Source organism: Capnocytophaga sp. oral taxon 336 str. F0502 (genome assembly GCF_000411575.1).
Lineage (GTDB): Bacteria > Bacteroidota > Bacteroidia > Flavobacteriales > Flavobacteriaceae > Capnocytophaga > Capnocytophaga ochracea.
Genome location: NZ_KE150489.1, coordinates 5,001 through 23,665, shown reverse-complemented (window position 1 = coordinate 23,665; position 18,665 = coordinate 5,001). Strand labels below are relative to the sequence as shown.

The window sequence follows — 18,665 nt, the reverse complement described above, 5'->3', positions numbered from 1 at the left end:
TTAGATGGCGCAAATATACGATTTTTTTACTTCGCTTCATACCCTTCCTTAAATTTTAAAAAATTGTTTCCTTGTTTTGGATTTCTCTCAATCCATTTATTGATAATTTCTGTATTCATTTTCAATCGATTAAATACTTCTATATCATAAAACTCTTTGCCTTCTGCTCTCATTTCTTTAAAAATTTGGCTTCTAATTTCTTCTTTGGTCTTTATACTTGTATCATACCATTGCTTAGAAAAATAAAATGATAAAAACATTACAATAATTGCTATTCCAAAACAACTAAAACTACCTATCAATAAATATTTTAATGACTTAGATTTCTTCTCAAAATGTTCTAATCTTGAAAGTGTATTTTCAGATAAATCTGTTTTAATACTCTTAGGAATAAATTTTGTAGTGCTTTCAATTTGTTTAGAAATGTCTTTAAATGAAGTTTCAAAATTATTTATTCTATGATTTAGTGAATTAGCTGAGCTTTCAAACTCCCCAACCAAATTTAAAATATCTTGATAAACAAAAACTACATCTGTTAGTTTTCTATGTTATCCTCATTGCTCTTTATGACTTTGTTTAGTAATTCTAAACCATTATCCATTTCTTGTTTTTCTGCATTCATATTCTTTAAAATTTACATTTAGTTTAAAACCTTCTTCTTGGTCTGTTTATTTCTTCTTTTTCTCTTTTTAGAATTGAACTATTTAGTTCCAGAATCTCTTTAATTTCTTTCATTTTAAGTTTATTAGTAATTTCAGAGAGTTTATATCCTGCTAAATATTCCCTTTTTGTTTCTGTATTAATATCAGAAAGTTTTACAATCCGCATTCCCGAAACGCCTACTTTTACATTTTCTGACAGTATTACTTTGTAACCCAATTTATCCATTTCACTAATCAATTCATCAAAGTTAAAGGCTTTTTTCAGAGATTTCTGTAGATTTTCAAGTATTTTCTCTTTCTTTTCTTTACTGATTTCTACATCAGTTTTAAGATTCATTTCCTTACAAATCTCCCTTACAGCTTGTCCAAATAATTCTCCTATTTTATGAGCTTTTATTGTGTTTTTTCTATGTGTATTCACTCTATTGACTATAAAATGAATATGTTTGTGTTTTGTAGAATTATGAATATCTAGTCGAATTTGATTGTCTTTTGTAACACCAACTTTTTGTAGAGCTTTCAGGGTAATATCTACCAAAACTTCATTAGAGATTTCATTTTCTTCACTTCTCTCGGGAGAAATATACCCCGTTAAAGCCCAATTTTTTACATTCTTATTTCGGTCAGCTACCGATTTCATCTCTTGGAATTGATTTTCAGCAGTATAGGATAACAAATTGCTGGAATATACCATTTCAGCTGTGCCTTTATCATTTCCATTGTATTGTAAAGCGATTTTGGAAATTCGTCTTGTTGTTGCAGAATTATTCATCTCGTACTCTATTTTGGTATAAATAATTGTAAATTAATTTAGTAACTCCTTCTATCTCTCTCATAATCTCAGCCTTATTCTCTAAACTTGAAAACTCACGATTTCGCAATAGATTCTTAATTCTATTAAAGTTATTCCCATAAGATAAAAGCACTTCATCGGTTTTAAATTCATTGACTTTCAATTCTTTTTCCGTTAAAACTAATCGAACATATTTAGAGATTTTGAGGTTTAGTTTTTCTGCTTTTGTTCTGAGAATTTCAAATTCTTTTTCAGTGAGTTTTGCAGAAATTGTTTTAGAAAAAAGAGTAGATTTTTTTCTTGGCTAAACCGCCTTTTTTACCAATAGTTTTGAAATAATTTTTCCTTTTTTCTTCTGCATCTTTTTGTTCTTGCTCTTGTTGAATCTTTGTTATGAAATTCGTTAAAAAATCTTGCTCCATTCTTTTATTTATTAGCGTTTTTAAAATGTTTTTGACGATAGGAAAAAAACAAAAAGTTCCATTTTACATTAAGCCCCACGCTTTTTGTAAACAATGGGTACTTTTTGCACTAATATTGTAGCAAAAAGAATTTGCCCATTATAAAATCATTTAAATCTTTGTAGTTTTGATATAAAATTCTATTATCTTCAACATAAGGATTTAATCGTTTAACTTCATTTGTTGCCCTATTTCCTGCCTCATCATTATCAAAATATAATTCTATTTTCTCATAACTTTTAATGATTTTTTCAAGTTTAAAAATCATTGTAACAGAATTCAAAATCACATAATCTGATAGTGCTTTTTTGAGAGCTTTTTCCATTTGTTTAAAAGAAAGATAATCCATAAATCCTTCAAAAATCCGAAGGCAGCTTGAATTATTTTTCATTGTAGTAATGTTTTTTCTCCCAATACAAATTTTTGAATATTTATTCCTTACTTCATAACCATTAGCATCATTTTTGAAACCAATTCCAAAATATTTTTTATTAGATATTTTATAATAGATTTCTTTAAGCAAGTGAATGTTATTTTCAATTCTTCTTTCTTTTAAATATTGAATTAAGGCGTTGTGTTTAACCTCTGAAATAGATAATATTTCATATTTACTTTCATCCTTAGTTATATTGTACATTTGCTCCTTAAAAGAAAAATCAAATTGAGACAAATATTCTAAGGCTTGAGATACAGAACATAGTTTGATGCCCTGAACCAATGAGACTATATCGTATTTCTTTCCCGTTCCGAAGTCAAAAGCAATATTTTTTACAAAATTGACAAACAGACTGGGTGTTTTTTCTTCTCTATCGAAAGCAAAATAAAATGCTGCCTTAGAATTATCTTTGCTTGGGAAAAGAGAAAAACTTTCTAAAACATTTCTAATAGATATCTGAGTATTTGCTTGCTTACAATTCATATGTTATTATCTGGGTTTAATATATTTGTTTTTTCGTTGAATTGTTGAAAAAAGAATATAACCATCTTATCAAGTGTTCTTTATACACTCAACAAAAACTCAACAATTCAACAAAATAGGTTTATGATTATTCAACAATAGTTCAACAAAATTCAAGGATTTAAAATTTGTTGAATATTTTGTTGAATGAAATTTTAATTGTTTTTCAATGATTTGAGATTTAATTCAACAAATCAACGTATTTTTCAAGAATAAAATTTTTGGAAATTTTGAAGTACCTTCCCACAGAATTGTTCTGATAGAAATTTCCTGAATAGTCAATATCATAACGGGTGTAGGTTAATCCATTTTTTTGGGGTTCCAAATTCCATTTTTCTTTCAGTATATTTCTCACATCATTTCGGGAATAATGCAGCTGGCGGAACATTCTATTGAGCATATTCAAAATATCCTGAGGGACAACTTCTATTTCTGTTTCCTCATTTGATTCAAAAAACTCATAAAGAAGCTCTATCATCTTACATTCCAACTTATTTGAATTTTTGAGAATAAGTTTCTGAAGTGCTTTAGTTTTTATTTCTTCGGGAGCAAACCACATTCTACTTTTCTTTTCTGAATGGAATTTCCGATGAATTAAAAAACTTAAAAACAAAGGAATTTCTGTAATTAAATTTTGAAGAAACTCAGTATTTTCAAGCCTTATAGGATTAATTTTTAAGACCCAAAAACGAATTTCATTCTCATCAATTTGTATGAAATTTTCTTCATTATTAGAACAAAGAATAAATTTTCCAAAAAAGTCAATTTCCTCTCTGTCTTTGCCTTTATTTTCCAACTTGTCTTTATTAGTAGTGGAGAGATATTTTAGCCGTTCGGTGATTTCTTTTCGGTCGAAAAACACTTCATCAATGGCTATAATCAGCATTGAAGCCCAATCAGAATTAAATCGACTATTAAAAGAATCTCCCTTGATGTAAGTCATATTTCTTCCAAAAATTTCTTTCATCCATTTTAGAAAAGTGGTTTTCCCTGTAGCTCTTTCCTTGCTTACCAAACATAAAACAGGAAGAATTTGAGTAGGATTTTCCAGTAAAATCTTCAGATAATCTAGACCTAAGTCTACTTGATTTCCAAAAATATGTTGAATAAAAGAAATGGAAAATGGAATATCATTTATCGAAACCTCTGAAACGCTTGGCTGATAAGGGATTTCATTATAAATATTGTAGAAGTTTCTAATTGTTTTTTGATATTTCAAATGATTGGGAATACAGCAAAACCCATCATATTTCGGTATGTCATAGACATATCTCTTGCCGTGATCTTGGATAATAGTTTCCCTTGACCACTTAACGAGTGAAGTGATTTTGTCGCCAGAGATTTGTGGACGTTCTATAATTTCGTAATAGGTAGTGCCCACACGAATGTAAGGTATAAGTAATTCTTCCAATATTGATACATTTTTATGTTAAAATTACTTGAACCTTTTTTCAGTTTTATGGGCTATTTCATCTATTTCTTGAATTGTCTTTCTTTTTCCTTGAGCAATCCAATCCAAAAGTTCATCTTCATAGAAATAGAGCTTTTTTCCATTTTTGTAATGTGGAATTTGTCGCTTTCTCACTAAAGTATAGACTGTAGTTTAGCCTTTTTTATGATTGTGCAGGCCTGATCTATACTTATAGGATTCTTCTTGTTATTGATTTCTATTGTATCTTTATTTTTTACAATAGTCTTTAATTCTTCTATCTGATGAGATAGAAAAGCAACTGCTTTAGGCAGATTTTCAAATGAAATTTCGTTTGCGTTCATAATTTTGATATTTTAAAATCACGGTGCAAACTTAATAAGTGTTTTCTTTGTGATAAGAAAAACACACAAAACACACAAAAACATAGAAATCACAAGAGAATCACAGAAAAATCACAATAAAAACACTCTTTTTTATTATTTTTTTTGCTCATCGGGATTAGATAAATCTTCTTTGATTTTAACTATTCCTTTGTTTTCATCGTCTTTCAAATGGCTTTTTATTGTTTTCACATCAACATCTGATAATTTTGTCGCAAAAATTACTTTCAAGAGTTTGACAATCATATCTTGTTTCCCAACTCTAAAGTGATTCCAAATACTCCAAGCGAAGTGATATAAATCAAGATTATTTAGTACCTTAATTTCTACTGATGGATATTTTGAAAAATCAGTCTCCCCTTTAGAATAATCTATTATAGCAGCACAAATATTTTCAATTTCTTCATTTGAACAATATGGAGAAAAAGTTTCTGTTATATATTCTTTAGCAATATTAAATTTGTGTTTTTTGTTTTGTGCTTTTCTTATGCTAACATCATTTATATTATCATTAATTATATCTGAAGAAGCCCTATTTACAGGGATACTATCATGAAAAACTGTATTAGCAGGGATAATATTAGCTGGAATAGTATCTTTTGTTTTATGAAGTAATGTATTAATATTTATAACTTTTTTAGAGTTTATTTTATTTTTAATAAAGTATGAAATTTCCATCAGAAGTAACTGAAGATTACAATAAATAAAAACTACTAACAATATAATTGTAATCATAATCATTGTAACAATCGTTTTAGTTTCATAAACTTCAAATTTCATCATAAAAGGTATTATTATCTCTATTAACGTAACTATAATAATCGCTAATTCTCTTGATCCCCAAATTAAATATCTTTCTTGTATCATATTCATAGTTTTACAATTAAAAATTCAACTTAATAACTTCTGCTGCTTTCATTTTATTTTCATCAATTACTTTTGCATATACTTGAGTTGTTTTTACATTTGTATGCCCTAGCATTTTGCTTACAGTATAAATGTCTGTACCGTTAGCTAATTGCAAGGTTGCAAATGTGTGTCTAAAACAGTGAAAAGTAATATTCTTGTGAATACCTGCTCTTGCAATCCACTTTTTCAAAGGGCGAGAAATCCAAGCAGGATCAGGCAAATTCTCAAAAACCAAATCATCTAGGTCTCTTCTCTCTCCACATAATTTCAAGGCTTGTTTTGAAATGGGTTTATATTCTACTCCTTTGGTTTTCTTCTGAGTAAAGTGGAGTTCTATTTTGTCATTATCTTCTATGATTTCTTTCCATTTTAACCTTTGAATATCTGAGAGTCTTAATCCTGTGAGAGCAGAGAAAAGTGAAGCTCGTTTTAAAATATCATTATCACAAGGTGTCTTTGCTAAAATATTTAATTCTTCTTCTGAGAGATACTCTCTTCTTGACTCTCTATCGGCAATACCTTTTATTTTTCCTGATAAATCTGATAAAAAATATCCATCAATAAAAGCTTGTTTTAGAATAGCTTTGAAAATAGAAAAATATGTTGCCGATGTATTGACAGAGATAGTTCCCTTTTTATTTCCTCCACAAGGTACTGATAATAAGAAATTTCTAAAATCTTCTGAAAATTTCATATCAACTTGTGCAAATTTCACTTCTTCTCCTGAAAACAATTTTAGAAATCCTATTACCCTTTTCCAATTTACACGAATGGAGTCTGAACTATTCTTATGTTTTTTCTTCAATAGCTCTTCACAATATGAAATAAAATTTTCTTCTAATAATTCTTTCTGTTTTAATTGTTGATTATCTCCTAATAAAATTTGCTCATCATATTCTTTTTGTAATTTTCTACGAATTGCATCCGCAAATAACATTGTCTCTTTATCCAAATCACTTTTACAAATGATTACTCCATTTTCATCTCGTTTGGGTTTATAGGAGACATTTCCTTTATCATCAGTTTTTGCTGAGCGAGTTTTGTCAAAAACTACAGAACTAACACTTCTATTGAGATATTCTTTGACTCTTTTAGGTGTTTCTTCATTTGCTTCATAAACAGGGTAAGACTCCACGTAAACATACCATTCTTTCTTAAATTCTGCCTTACGAAGTCTTACTGTACATTTTGTGGGTTTTACTTTCATTGTCTAATAAATATTTTATCAATTTCAACCTTTGGAACATATACAAATTTCCCTATTTTTTCCTTAGGAATATTAAATCTTTCTATGATGCTATTTACTGTCGAAGGATTTGCTGCAAACTTTTCACTCACTTGCGAAAGCGTATAGCAATCTTCTTTTTTATATTTTTTAGGAAGTTCTTTTTCTTGTTTATCATTTTCATTTATAATAATTGGAGATAAAAGTTTTTCTAATTCTGTTTTATTTATTCTCGTAAGTCGTTCTCCCAAATTCACACTACAAATGACATTTCGCTTAATCAATCTATGAATAGAACTTTTTGAAATTCCAAATAAAACAACTGCCTCACTTACAGAAATTAATTCTCTATGTTGCAGAATAGCAATCTTATCTGCATATTTTTCTAAAACTTTTTCTTTTTTCTGTAATTCCAGCTCTCGCTTTTTTTGTTCTTTCCTATTTTTATCCGCACATGAATGCGAGCAAAAACGAGTAGTTATTGTTTTTGCCTCAAATGGTTTCTGACATTGTTCACAAACCTTTGGTATTTTCAGTTTACTAAATCCCATTTTATACTATTAAGAATCATAAGCGTTTTAAGAACCACATTGTAGTAAATTAAGACCCGATACAAATATGGTACAAAATTATGATTAAAAAATGAGAAAAACAAATATTTTTGATTAATTGAAAAATATAAAAACCACTATAAACACTTAGTTTATAGTGGTTTTTGATATTTATTAGTTGTTAATAACTAATCTCTATTTTACTTCTTCGAAATCTACGTCTTGAACGTTGTCTGTATTGACGTCTTGTGCCCCACCAGTGTTAGGTTGCTCTTGTGCGGTGGAGCTACCACCTCCCTGTTGGGCTTTGTAGATGTCCTCAGAGGCTTGTTGCCAAGCAGTATTTATTTTGCCCAAAGCAGTCTCAATAGAGCTGAGGTCTTTGCTATCGTAGGCTGTTTTAAGTTCGCTAAGAGCAGTCTCGATAGCGCCTTTCTTGTCGGCTGGGATTTTATCGCCAAACTCTTTGAGTTGTTTTTCAGTTTGGAATATCATCGCATCAGCTTCGTTGAGCTTATCTACTTTTTCTTTGGCTTTCTTATCAGCTTCGGCATTGGCTTCGGCTTCGCGTTTCATCTTCTCGATATCTTCTTTTGAAAGTCCAGAAGATGCTTCTATACGGATATTGTGAGACTTGCCTGTACCTTTATCAGTCGCCGATACGTTGATGATACCGTTAGCATCGATATCGAAGGTAACCTCAATTTGTGGTACGCCACGTGGGGCAGGCGGAATGTTATCTAAGTGAAAACGACCGATAGTTTTGTTGTCGTTTGCCATAGGTCTTTCACCTTGCAATACGTGAATTTCCACACTCGGTTGATTGTCGGCAGCAGTTGAGAACACTTGCGATTTCTTAGTAGGGATAGTGGTATTGGCTTCTATCAGTTTAGTCATCACACCTCCCATAGTTTCGATACCCAAAGAAAGAGGAGTAACGTCCAAAAGCAATACATCTTTCACATCACCAGTAAGTACCCCCCCTTGAATAGCGGCTCCAATGGCTACTACCTCATCAGGGTTTACGCTCTTATTAGGTTTTTTGCCAAAGAATTTTTCAACGGCTTCTTGTACGGCAGGAATACGAGTAGAACCACCTACTAAGATTACTTCGTTGATATCACTTACGCTGAGACCAGCATTTTCCAACGCTTTTTTGCAAGGCTCAATAGTACGTTTTACTAGGTCGTCGATAAGTTGTTCAAATTTAGCACGGCTGAGCTTACGCACCAAGTGTTTAGGACCTGAAGCTGTAGCAGTGATATAAGGCAAATTGATTTCGGTTTCAGTAGTTGAAGAAAGTTCAATCTTAGCCTTTTCAGCAGCTTCTTTAAGACGTTGCAATGCCATAGGGTCTTTACGAAGGTCGATTTGTTCTTCTTTTTCAAACTCTTCAGCCAACCAGTTGATGATTTTTTCATCTACATCATCACCTCCTAAGTGGGTATCACCATCAGTAGCGAGTACTTCAAACACGCCGTCGCCAAGTTCCAAGATAGACACATCGTGAGTACCACCACCAAAGTCGAATACAACAATCTTATGGTCGCTATGGTCTTTATCCAAGCCATAAGCCAATGCAGCGGCAGTAGGTTCGTTGATGATACGTTCTACTTTTAAGCCTGCGATTTCACCTGCTTCTTTAGTAGCTTGACGTTGAGCGTCGTTAAAGTAAGCTGGTACAGTAATTACCGCGCTTGTTACGGGTTGTCCTAAGAAGTCTTCTGCAGTTTTCTTCATCTTTTGAAGAATCATAGCTGAGATTTCTTGTGGAGTATACAAACGTCCATCTATGTCCACACGAGGAGTATCGTTGTCGCCACGTACTACTTTATAAGGTACACGAGCGATTTCTTTTTCTAATTCAGAAAACTTGTTACCCATAAAACGCTTGATAGAATATATCGTGTTTTTAGGGTTAGTAACCGCCTGACGTTTGGCAGCATCACCTACTTTTATTTCGCCACCTTCGGTAAAAGCTACCACTGAAGGGGTTGTGCGTTTACCTTCGGCATTGGTAATCACCACGGGGTCATTACCTTCCATTACAGAAACACAAGAGTTTGTGGTTCCTAAGTCAATACCTATAATCTTACTCATATTAATATTATCGTTTTTTAAGTTCAACATTATTTTTGTAAGCCTTACGCTTACGCAGTTAGTTGCAGTCAATCACTGTGCCAAAGGACTAAAAACTGACAAATTGTCATTTTTGACTATTTCTAAATACCAATTGGTTATCAAAAGCATCTAATAAGATGACAGCATCACGTTGTACTGTGCCACTCAAAATTTCTTTAGAAAGCTTGTTAAGCACTTCTTTCTGAATGATACGTTTCACTGGACGAGCACCAAACTGAGGGTCAAAACCTTTTTGTGCTAAGTAATCAATAGCCTCATCGGTAGCATCGAGCAAGATGCCTTCTTTGACAACCATACGGAACACTGATTGCAATTGCAAACGCACAATGCTACGGATATCCTTGGCGTTGAGCGGTGTGAACATTATAATGTCGTCTATACGGTTCAAAAACTCAGGACGTACAGTTTGTTTGAGGAGTTGTAACACCTCGTCACGTGACTCGTCGATAGCGCGCTCGGTATCCTTAGGATACTTTTCAAAAGTTTCCTGAATGATATGGCTACCCATATTGGAGGTCATAATGATAATCGTATTCTTAAAGTCGGCGGTACGACCTTTGTTGTCAGTAAGCCTACCTTCGTCGAGTACTTGCAACAAGATGTTGAATGTATCGGGGTGAGCTTTTTCGATTTCGTCTAAAAGTATTACGGAATAGGGACGACGACGCACAGCTTCAGTAAGCTGACCACCTTCGTCATAACCCACATATCCTGGAGGCGCACCTACTAATCGGCTCACAGCGTGTTTCTCTTGGTATTCGCTCATATCGATACGCGTCATTGCATTTTCATCGTCGAATAGATACTCGGCTAAGGCTTTGGCAAGTTCGGTTTTACCTACCCCCGTAGTTCCTAAGAAAAGAAAAGAACCTATAGGACGACGTGGGTCTTGCAAACCAGCACGACTACGGCGTATGGCATCGGAAACTGCCTCGATGGCTTCTTCTTGACCTACTACACGACGATGCAATTCTTTTTCTAAGTTTAAGAGTTTTTCGCGTTCGCCTTGTAACATTTTAGCTACAGGTATACCTGTCCATTTTGCGACTACTTCAGCGATGTCTTCGGCGGTTACTTCTTCTTTTACAAGAGCATTTTCGTGTGACTTGCTGTCTAAATTCTTTTGCAATTCTACTAACTTGTCTTCCGCTTCTTTGATTTTGCCATAGCGCAATTCGGCTACTTTACCGTAGTCGCCTTCACGTTCAGCTCTATCGGCTTCCAAACGGTATTTCTCAATAGCTTCCTTAGTGGTTTGCACTTCATCAATTACGCTTTTTTCACTCTGCCATTTAGCATTGATAGCGTTACGTTCTTCTTTAAGATTTGCCAAATCTACATATAACATTTTGAGCTTATCTTCGTCTTTCTCACGTTTGATAGCCTCAATTTCTATTTCGAGTTGCATTATCTTACGGTCGAGTACGTCTAACTCTTCGGGTTTAGAATTGATTTCCATACGGAGCTTGGCAGCTGCCTCGTCCATTAGGTCTATTGCCTTATCGGGTAAGAAACGATTAGTAATATAGCGTTCAGAAAGTTCTACTGCTGCGATAATCGCCTCGTCTTTGATACGTACTTTGTGGTGAGTTTCGTATTTTTCTTTGATACCACGCAATATTGAGATAGCACTCTCGGTATCAGGTTCGTCTACCATTACCTTTTGAAAACGACGTTCGAGAGCTTTGTCTTTCTCAAAGTACTTTTGGTATTCGTCGAGAGTAGTGGCACCAATGGCACGGAGTTCACCACGAGCTAAGGCAGGTTTTAATATATTAGCAGCGTCCATAGCACCTTCGCCTCCTCCTGCTCCCACAAGGGTGTGAATTTCATCTATAAACAGAATGATATTGCCATCGGATGAGGTAACCTCTTTCACTACCGATTTGAGTCGTTCTTCAAACTCACCTTTGTACTTCGCACCTGCGATAAGGGCACCCATATCAAGGGAGTAAATCACCTTGTCTTTTAGGTTTTCAGGTACGTCACCTTTCACAATACGGTGCGCTAAGCCTTCGGCTATAGCCGTTTTACCTACCCCAGGTTCACCCACCAACATAGGGTTGTTCTTGGTACGGCGTGAAAGAATTTGCAATACACGACGTATTTCCTCATCACGACCAATCACAGGGTCGAGTTTCCCGCTATCAGCTAACTGATTGAGGTTTTTGGCGTATTTGTTGAGCGAATTGTAAGTATCTTCAGCTGAAGCCGAAGTTACGCGTTCGCCTTTGCGCAATTCTTGAATGGCTTTCTCCAACTCTTTTTCACTCACGCCTTGGTTTTTGAGGGCTTGGGCGATTTTACTGTTTGATTTGAAGATAGCCAATATAAGGTGTTCTAAGGATACATATTCGTCGTTCCATTTTTTAGCGATGTTAGCAGCCTCGTTGAGCATAGTGCTTGCTTCGCGTGAGAGCCCCATATCGCCACCGCTTACTTTTGCAAAACCTTGTAAGGCTGCATCCAACTGTTTATTTAGTTGCTCGCGGTTGATATTCAATTTTTTGAATAGGAAAGGCAATACGTTCTCATCTACTTGCTCAATAGCTTTGAAGAAATGTTCGTTTTGCAATTCCTGGTGCCCGTACTGCTGGGCAATTTGCTGAGCGGTTTGTACCGCTTCTTGCGCTTTGATAGTAAAGTTATTAAAATTCATATATTTTCAATTTAGTGTGTTCAACATTTTATGATTTGTTCACTCCCAATAGGGCAAGAGTTGTGCCAACAGCTTTTAACTGACAAAAAGACAGTTTTTTAAAAGGTTTTTTATACCAAATGTAATATTAAATAGGAATCTAAAAATAATTAACAATCTGATTATTATTTAATAATAACTACTTGATTAGAAATGTGTAACAAATGACAAAGTGTCAGTTAGTAATTAAATCTCTGTTCATTAACGGGTAGGTACTGATTCCTATCTATTTTTGAAGCTAAAAAGTAAATAGTGCATCTGCTCCAAAACACTTACCGAAAATATGAGGTGGAATGAAAAAAGTTACTTGGCAGGTTGGAGGTTTCGGAAGATAACGGAGAGATTCGGAAGAGAAAATTTAGGTGAAAGGTAAAAAACAAGAGGTAAAGTAGCTGTTGAGAGGGTGGTGGTAGCTTATAGAGAGCTTATAGGAAGCTTATACGAATCTTGGAAGATAGATATAGAAAGGGTGTATAAGTAGTTAATAATGAGGGGTTAAGAATGAGTAGAAAAAAGAGATTTGAGCGGATTTAAAGTAGAAGAAAAACGAAAATAAGAGAAAGAAGTAATCTTTTTAAAAGAATAGTGTGGCGATACAAAAATGTGAGATGAGCAAAGGTAAATAGAAAAATAAGCATACTTCAAGAGGAAAAAATATAGATAGCTATTAGACTAAAAGACAAGGCGTATTTGCAGAAAGCGCAAAGACAAATTTAATATTACAATACCCAAAATACTAATGATACCAAATTAATGACGAGTTGCGAATGGCGAATGACAAGGTTGCAGGGAAGTAGCACGGGGAAACAAAATATAAAGCCTTTATATTGTGAATTGATATTTTTTTGTACCTTTGCACCAAAATATAGACAAAATGAAAGTAGCTGTGGTAATGGGAAGCAAGAGTGATTTGCCTGTGATGCAGGACGCTATTGATATCCTCAAGTCCTTTGGTATCACAACTGTGGTAGACATCGTGTCGGCGCATCGCACGCCTGAAAAGCTGATGGAGTTCAGTAAGAACGCTCATAAAAAAGGCATTCAGGTAATTATTGCGGGAGCAGGAGGTGCAGCTCATTTACCTGGTATGGTTGCCTCGATGTCGCCTTTGCCTGTGATAGGTGTGCCGGTGAAAAGCAGTAACTCTATTGACGGTTGGGATTCTATCCTTTCTATCTTACAAATGCCTGGCGGAGTGCCTGTGGCTACCGTAGCTTTAAATGCTGCTAAGAACGCAGGTTTATTAGCCGTGCAAATATTGGCAAGTGCCGACGCTGAGCTCTTGCAAAAAATGATTGATTATAAAGAAAATTTGAAACAAGCGGTGCTTACTGCCGCAGCAACCCTTGACGATGAATAAAGATACTTTTCAGGGCTCACGTCTTTTATTATTAGACTTTGGCTCGCAATACACCCAACTTATTGCACGCCGTGTGCGCGAATTGAACGTGTATTGCGAAATGCACCCCTACAACCATTTGCCTGAGAACTTAGAAGACTTCTCGGCAGTGATACTCTCAGGTTCGCCTTATTCGGTGCGTAGTGCAGAAGCCTTGCACCCAGACCTATCAGCACTGAAAGGTAAAATGCCTCTTTTGGCAGTATGTTACGGAGCGCAGTATTTGGCACACTTTGGCGGTGGTGAAGTAGCCCCTTCGAACATACGAGAGTACGGGCGTGCTCACCTTACCTATATTAAGCCTAATGAACCTCTTTTTGAAGGGATTGCAGAAGGAAGTGTAGTGTGGATGAGCCATAGTGACACTATCAAACAATTGCCTACTGGGGCGGTTTGTTTGGCGAGCACTCCTGATGTAGTGAACGCTGCTTATCGCATAGAAGGAGAAGAAACCTACGCAATTCAGTTTCACCCCGAAGTGACCCACTCAGTTGATGGAATGAAGCTATTAGCTAACTTCCTTTTCAAAATAGCGAAACTTATCCCTAATTGGACGTCCGACAACTTTGTAGAGATGACGGTTGCCCAGCTAAAAGCACAAGTAGGTAATGAGAAAGTGATATTAGGCTTATCGGGAGGAGTAGACTCTACGGTAGCTGCTGTATTACTTAACAAAGCGATTGGCAAGCAATTACATTGTATTTTTGTAAATAATGGACTCTTGCGCAAAAACGAGTTCGAAAACGTACTGAAACAATATGAGGGTATGGGACTGAATGTGAAGGGTGTAGATGCCTCAGCGCGTTTCCTTACTGCCTTAGCAGGTAAAACCGACCCCGAAGAGAAACGCAAAACCATAGGGCGTGTTTTTATTGAAGTGTTTGATGATGAGGCTCATAAAATTACCGATGCTCAATGGTTGGCACAAGGCACTATCTATCCTGATGTGATTGAATCACTATCAGTAAAGGGACCTTCAGCGACTATCAAATCACATCATAACGTAGGAGGCTTACCCGACTATATGAAATTGAAAGTAGTAGAGCCTTTGCGTATGCTCTTCAAAGATGAAGTGCGAAGAGTAGGACGCAGTTTGGGCATCAGTGATGAACTATTAGGCAGACACCCTTTTCCGGGACCTGGATTGGCTATCCGCATTTTGGGAGATATCACTGCCGAAAAGGTAACTATTTTACAAGAAGTAGATGCTATATTCATCAACGCACTGAAAGAAAACAACCTATACGACAAAGTGTGGCAAGCAGGGGCTATTTTACTGCCTATCAACAGTGTGGGAGTAATGGGAGACGAACGTACCTACGAGCGTGTGGTAGCCTTGCGCGCTGTGGAAAGCATAGACGGTATGACGGCAGATTGGGTAGACTTACCTTATAAATTTCTGCAAAAAGTGTCTAACGATATTATCAATAAGGTGAAAGGCGTAAACCGTGTGGTGTACGATATCAGCAGTAAACCGCCTGCCACGATAGAATGGGAATAGACAATAAACAATTTAGAATTATCAATTAACACTAAAAAAATAAATCATAAGACAATATTATGAAACAACTTTTTACATTAGCTTTGTTATTGTGCTTAGGAGTTGCCTATGCACAACCGCAAACGTACACAGCAAATAACTATGAAAGTATTGAAAATATAGCTAAGACCTATCGCTTTTCGCCTGCTGACATCTTAAAACTCAACCCAGGGCTTAAAGATGGAGTACAAAAGGGAATGACTATCAATATTCCTATCAGTAAAGTGAAGCATTACAATACCCAACGTCCTGTAGGGTTTACGACTCACTTGGTAAAAGGAGGTGAGACTTTCTTTGGTCTGTCGCAAAAATACAACATCACTATTGATGATTTAAAGCGTTATAATTTAGACCTCTATATAAGAGAGTTACAAGAGGGTGAGCGTATTACTATTCCGCTATTTAGCAAAACAGCTGAAATGGTACAAAAAAGCGTACAAGGACAAAAGCGGTACGTAGTAAAACCACAAGAAACACTTTGGCGCATTGCTAAAAATCACAATGTGAGTGTAGAGGAATTGGAAAAGCTGAACAAAAACGAAAAAGGTTTCAACCCTAATAGTATAAGAGAAGGGCAAGAAATCTGGGTGCCAGCCTCTTCTACCGATAGTACAGAGCCTGAACCACCAGCTCGCCCTAATACTAAGAAAGAAGTGGTGCTTTATCTTGTGGAGAGAGGGGAAGGATTTTACAGCTTAGAACGCAAGTTCGGTTTATCGGAAGCTGAACTTGTGAAACTAAATCCTAGTCTTAAAGATGGATTGAAAAGCGATGCTCAAATATGGATACCCAAAGAGAATTACGAACACTATAAGAGTGCTTCACAGAATAATACAGCAAACTACAACTTTCAGAATTCTAACAATACCTTGCGTTCAGCATCTTCACCAGCCAATGTGAAGGAGATATCTTATATTTTACCCTTTAAACTATCGGATGTCAGCACTGGACAAATCGCTATTATAAAATCTAGACTTACTGAAAATAAACTAACTCCTGTGGCTACCGATTTCTATTCAGGAGCTCTAATAGCTTTGGACTCTCTTCAAAAAATGGGATATAAGTTTAAAGTGAATGTATACGATAGTGAAGGAGACTTAAAGAAGATAGCTTCTAACGCCTCAGTACAGAACTCACAAGTAGTAATAGGTCCTTTTACCACTAAATCGTTTAATACTTTGGCATCATTGGTTACAAGTAACAATACGATATTATTAGCTCCTTTATCTAATAAGAATATAACTCTCAATCCTAATGTGTATCAGACCTTACCGAACGATGAGGTGTTGCAAGCACAAATGATTGACTATCTGAACAAAAACTATTCAGATGAGAATATGATTATCTTAGCTGATAGCAAGAATAGTTCTTTGCGTGAGAAATTAGAGCGTTCATTCCCTAATGCTAAGGTAGTAACCGAAATGTCGGCTAATGGATTTGTTAATGCTCTAAACTACAACAAGGAAAATGTAGTGTTATTACAGTCGAATGATATAGGTTACGTGTCGATGGCAGTGCGTTTGTTGCACAATGCGCTTAAATCTAAAAGGAACAACACCTTCCCTAAGATTATGTTGGCGACTGTGGATAGAGGTTCAGTATACGATTCTAATAACCTTTCTAACAACCAGCTATCCGATTTACGCTTTACTTATCCTACTGTAAATAAATATTCTAATGGTACAGATAGTTTTTCTGCGCGATATTTAAAGACTTATGGTATTCTACCTAATAAGTATGCTGTTCGCGGGTTTGACCTTACTATGGATGCTGTATTGCGTTTGGGAGTATCGGGCAATCTTACCAGTGCCAATACACGTATAGGAGAGACTTCTTACTTAGAGAATAAATTTGCCTACCTAAAAAATGCTTATAAGGGAGGTGGCTATGAAAACCAAGGCGTATATATTGTACAGTATGACAATATGGAAGTAAAAGAATTAAAATAAAACAAAATTATAATTAAAAATGAGAGTAGCAGTAGTAGGCGTTACCGGAATGGTAGGTAACGTGATGTTAGAAGTACTTGCAGAACACAAATTTCCTGTAACTGAATTAATTCCCGTAGCATCAGAGAAGTCAGTAGGGAAGAAAATTACTTTTCAAGGAACTGAATATACTGTGATAGGCTTACAACAAGCCGTATCGCTCAAACCCGATTTAGCTCTTTTTTCAGCAGGAGCTACCGTCTCTAAAGAATGGGCACCTAAGTTTGCCCAAGTAGGGACAACAGTGGTAGATAACTCATCGGCGTGGCGTATGGACGATACTAAAAAATTGGTAATCCCTGAAATCAATGCCGATGTGCTTACGAAAGACGATAAGATTATTGCAAACCCTAATTGTTCTACGATACAGATGCTCGTAGCTTTAGCTCCTTTACAAAAGAAATACGGTATCAAGCGTGTGGTAGTCTCTACTTACCAATCGATTACAGGTACAGGAGTGAAAGCCGTACGCCAGTTAGAAAACGAATACAAAGGAGAAAAAGGCGAGATGGCTTATCATTACCCAATACACCGCAATGTGATTCCTCATTGTGACGTGTTTGAAGATAATGGTTATACCAAGGAAGAAATGAAATTGGTGCGTGAAACTAAAAAGATACTCCGAGACGACAGTATTGCAATAACAGCTACAGCGGTGCGCATACCGGTAGTAGGCGGACATAGTGAAGCGGTGAATGTAGAATTGAAAAAGGATTTTAATATTGATGAAGTGCGTGCGCTCTTAGTACAATCGCCTGGGATTAAGGTGCAGGATAATACTGATACGAATACTTACCCTATGCCACTGTACGCTCACGGAAAAGATGACGTATTTGTAGGGCGTATCCGTCGTGACGAGTCACAACCTAATACTCTTAACTTATGGGTAGTAGCTGATAACCTACGCAAAGGAGCTGCTACTAATACCATACAGATTGCTGAGTATCTCATCGCACATAAACTGTTGTAGTAATGATGTATTTGAAAAGTATTAATGCTTAGAAAATATAAAGAAGTGTTATATTGATAATAAAAAAATAAAATATTGAAAATTTATAAAGTTAGTAATCAATCACTTATCAAATTATTAAAAATTTTCTTCAAAAAAAATGTATAAAAATTTTGGAGGTAAAGATAAAAGGTGTACCTTTGCACCCGCAAAAGAGGAGAGTAGTGCCTCTGGAGTAGAAGAAACAACACGTACCTTGACATAATGTTGTACAGCACAAAGAAGATTTAAAGGATTGAGTGAAACCTGAAGTCAATAACTTGAAGATCGGTTAGAAGATATAAAAGAATTTAACGATGAAGAGTTTGATCCTGGCTCAGGATGAACGCTAGCGGCAGGCCTAACACATGCAAGTCGAGGGGGAAGTTACTTTCGGGTAACTGAGACCGGCGTACGGGTGCGTAACGCGTATACAATCTGCCTTTCACTGGGGGATAGCCCGAAGAAATTTGGATTAATACCCCATAGTATATAGGGACGGCATCGTTTTTATATTAAAGCTACGGTGGTGAAAGATG

At 35.6% G+C, this 18,665-nt stretch carries 15 protein-coding genes, 1 rRNA gene and 1 pseudogene (1 of these 17 only partly in view); 5 read left to right on the top strand and 12 right to left on the bottom strand.

Annotation, left to right across the window (positions count from 1 at the left end; all coding sequences use genetic code 11):
- Positions 1 to 26: 26 nt before the first annotated feature.
- The 12 genes and pseudogenes from HMPREF1528_RS03570 to clpB all read right to left on the bottom strand — a co-directional run bounded on the left by HMPREF1528_RS03570 (position 27) and on the right by clpB (position 12,172).
- Complete coding sequence (locus HMPREF1528_RS03570; RefSeq protein WP_016478664.1) at positions 27 to 500, bottom strand: hypothetical protein; 474 nt, start codon at positions 498 to 500, stop codon at positions 27 to 29.
- A gap of 145 nt (positions 501 to 645) precedes the next feature.
- Positions 646 to 1,434, bottom strand: coding sequence for a relaxase/mobilization nuclease domain-containing protein (locus HMPREF1528_RS03565; protein ID WP_016478663.1), 789 nt, complete (start codon positions 1,432 to 1,434; stop codon positions 646 to 648).
- Positions 1,427 to 1,693, bottom strand: a complete 267-nt coding sequence (locus HMPREF1528_RS13185; protein WP_410492503.1) for a hypothetical protein — start codon at positions 1,691 to 1,693, stop codon at positions 1,427 to 1,429. Before HMPREF1528_RS13185 ends, HMPREF1528_RS03565 begins: the two co-directional genes overlap by 8 nt.
- Positions 1,694 to 1,730: 37 nt before the next feature.
- A complete protein-coding gene (locus HMPREF1528_RS12880; protein ID WP_016478662.1) occupies positions 1,731 to 1,877 on the bottom strand; it encodes a hypothetical protein in 147 nt (48 codons plus the stop codon).
- A gap of 109 nt (positions 1,878 to 1,986) precedes the next feature.
- Positions 1,987 to 2,835 (bottom strand): toprim domain-containing protein, encoded by an 849-nt coding sequence (locus HMPREF1528_RS03555; RefSeq protein WP_016478661.1) that lies wholly within the window; start codon positions 2,833 to 2,835, stop codon positions 1,987 to 1,989.
- A 220-nt stretch (positions 2,836 to 3,055) separates the two neighbouring features.
- Positions 3,056 to 4,285, bottom strand: a complete 1,230-nt coding sequence (locus HMPREF1528_RS03550; protein WP_016478660.1) for a primase-helicase family protein — start codon at positions 4,283 to 4,285, stop codon at positions 3,056 to 3,058.
- Between the two features lie 24 nt (positions 4,286 to 4,309).
- Positions 4,310 to 4,647, bottom strand: a pseudogene (locus tag HMPREF1528_RS03545) (helix-turn-helix domain-containing protein).
- Between the two features lie 135 nt (positions 4,648 to 4,782).
- A complete protein-coding gene (locus HMPREF1528_RS03540) occupies positions 4,783 to 5,559 on the bottom strand; it encodes a hypothetical protein (protein ID WP_016478658.1) in 777 nt (258 codons plus the stop codon).
- A gap of 10 nt (positions 5,560 to 5,569) precedes the next feature.
- Positions 5,570 to 6,802: a tyrosine-type recombinase/integrase gene (locus HMPREF1528_RS03535; protein ID WP_016478657.1), complete on the bottom strand. Its 1,233-nt coding sequence runs from the start codon at positions 6,800 to 6,802 to the stop codon at positions 5,570 to 5,572.
- Positions 6,799 to 7,371 carry a helix-turn-helix transcriptional regulator gene (locus HMPREF1528_RS03530; RefSeq protein ID WP_009411836.1) on the bottom strand — a complete coding sequence of 191 codons (573 nt, stop codon included), beginning with the start codon at positions 7,369 to 7,371 and terminating at the stop codon, positions 6,799 to 6,801. The genes HMPREF1528_RS03535 and HMPREF1528_RS03530 overlap by 4 nt, the downstream gene beginning before the upstream one ends.
- Positions 7,372 to 7,566: 195 nt before the next feature.
- Positions 7,567 to 9,471, bottom strand: a complete 1,905-nt coding sequence (dnaK, locus tag HMPREF1528_RS03525) for a molecular chaperone DnaK (RefSeq protein WP_034567873.1) — start codon at positions 9,469 to 9,471, stop codon at positions 7,567 to 7,569.
- A 106-nt stretch (positions 9,472 to 9,577) separates the two neighbouring features.
- Positions 9,578 to 12,172, bottom strand: coding sequence for an ATP-dependent chaperone ClpB (gene clpB, locus HMPREF1528_RS03520; RefSeq protein WP_016478655.1), 2,595 nt, complete (start codon positions 12,170 to 12,172; stop codon positions 9,578 to 9,580).
- 913 nt (positions 12,173 to 13,085) lie between these two features.
- On the opposite strand from clpB, the gene purE reads away from it, so the two are divergent.
- The 5 genes from purE to HMPREF1528_RS03495 form a co-directional block, all read left to right on the top strand.
- Positions 13,086 to 13,571, top strand: a complete 486-nt coding sequence (gene purE / locus HMPREF1528_RS03515; protein ID WP_016478654.1) for a 5-(carboxyamino)imidazole ribonucleotide mutase — start codon at positions 13,086 to 13,088, stop codon at positions 13,569 to 13,571.
- On the top strand, positions 13,564 to 15,111 hold the full coding sequence (guaA, locus tag HMPREF1528_RS03510; RefSeq protein ID WP_016478653.1) for a glutamine-hydrolyzing GMP synthase: 1,548 nt from the start codon (positions 13,564 to 13,566) through the stop codon (positions 15,109 to 15,111). The genes purE and guaA overlap by 8 nt, the downstream gene beginning before the upstream one ends.
- Positions 15,112 to 15,170: 59 nt before the next feature.
- The gene (locus tag HMPREF1528_RS03505) at positions 15,171 to 17,099 is read left to right on the top strand and encodes a LysM peptidoglycan-binding domain-containing protein (protein WP_016478652.1); all 1,929 of its coding nucleotides are present in this window, start codon (positions 15,171 to 15,173) and stop codon (positions 17,097 to 17,099) included.
- 19 nt (positions 17,100 to 17,118) lie between these two features.
- Positions 17,119 to 18,108, top strand: coding sequence for an aspartate-semialdehyde dehydrogenase (locus HMPREF1528_RS03500; protein WP_016478651.1), 990 nt, complete (start codon positions 17,119 to 17,121; stop codon positions 18,106 to 18,108).
- A gap of 332 nt (positions 18,109 to 18,440) precedes the next feature.
- A 16S ribosomal RNA gene (locus HMPREF1528_RS03495) occupies positions 18,441 to 18,665 on the top strand; it runs 1,293 nt beyond the window's last position.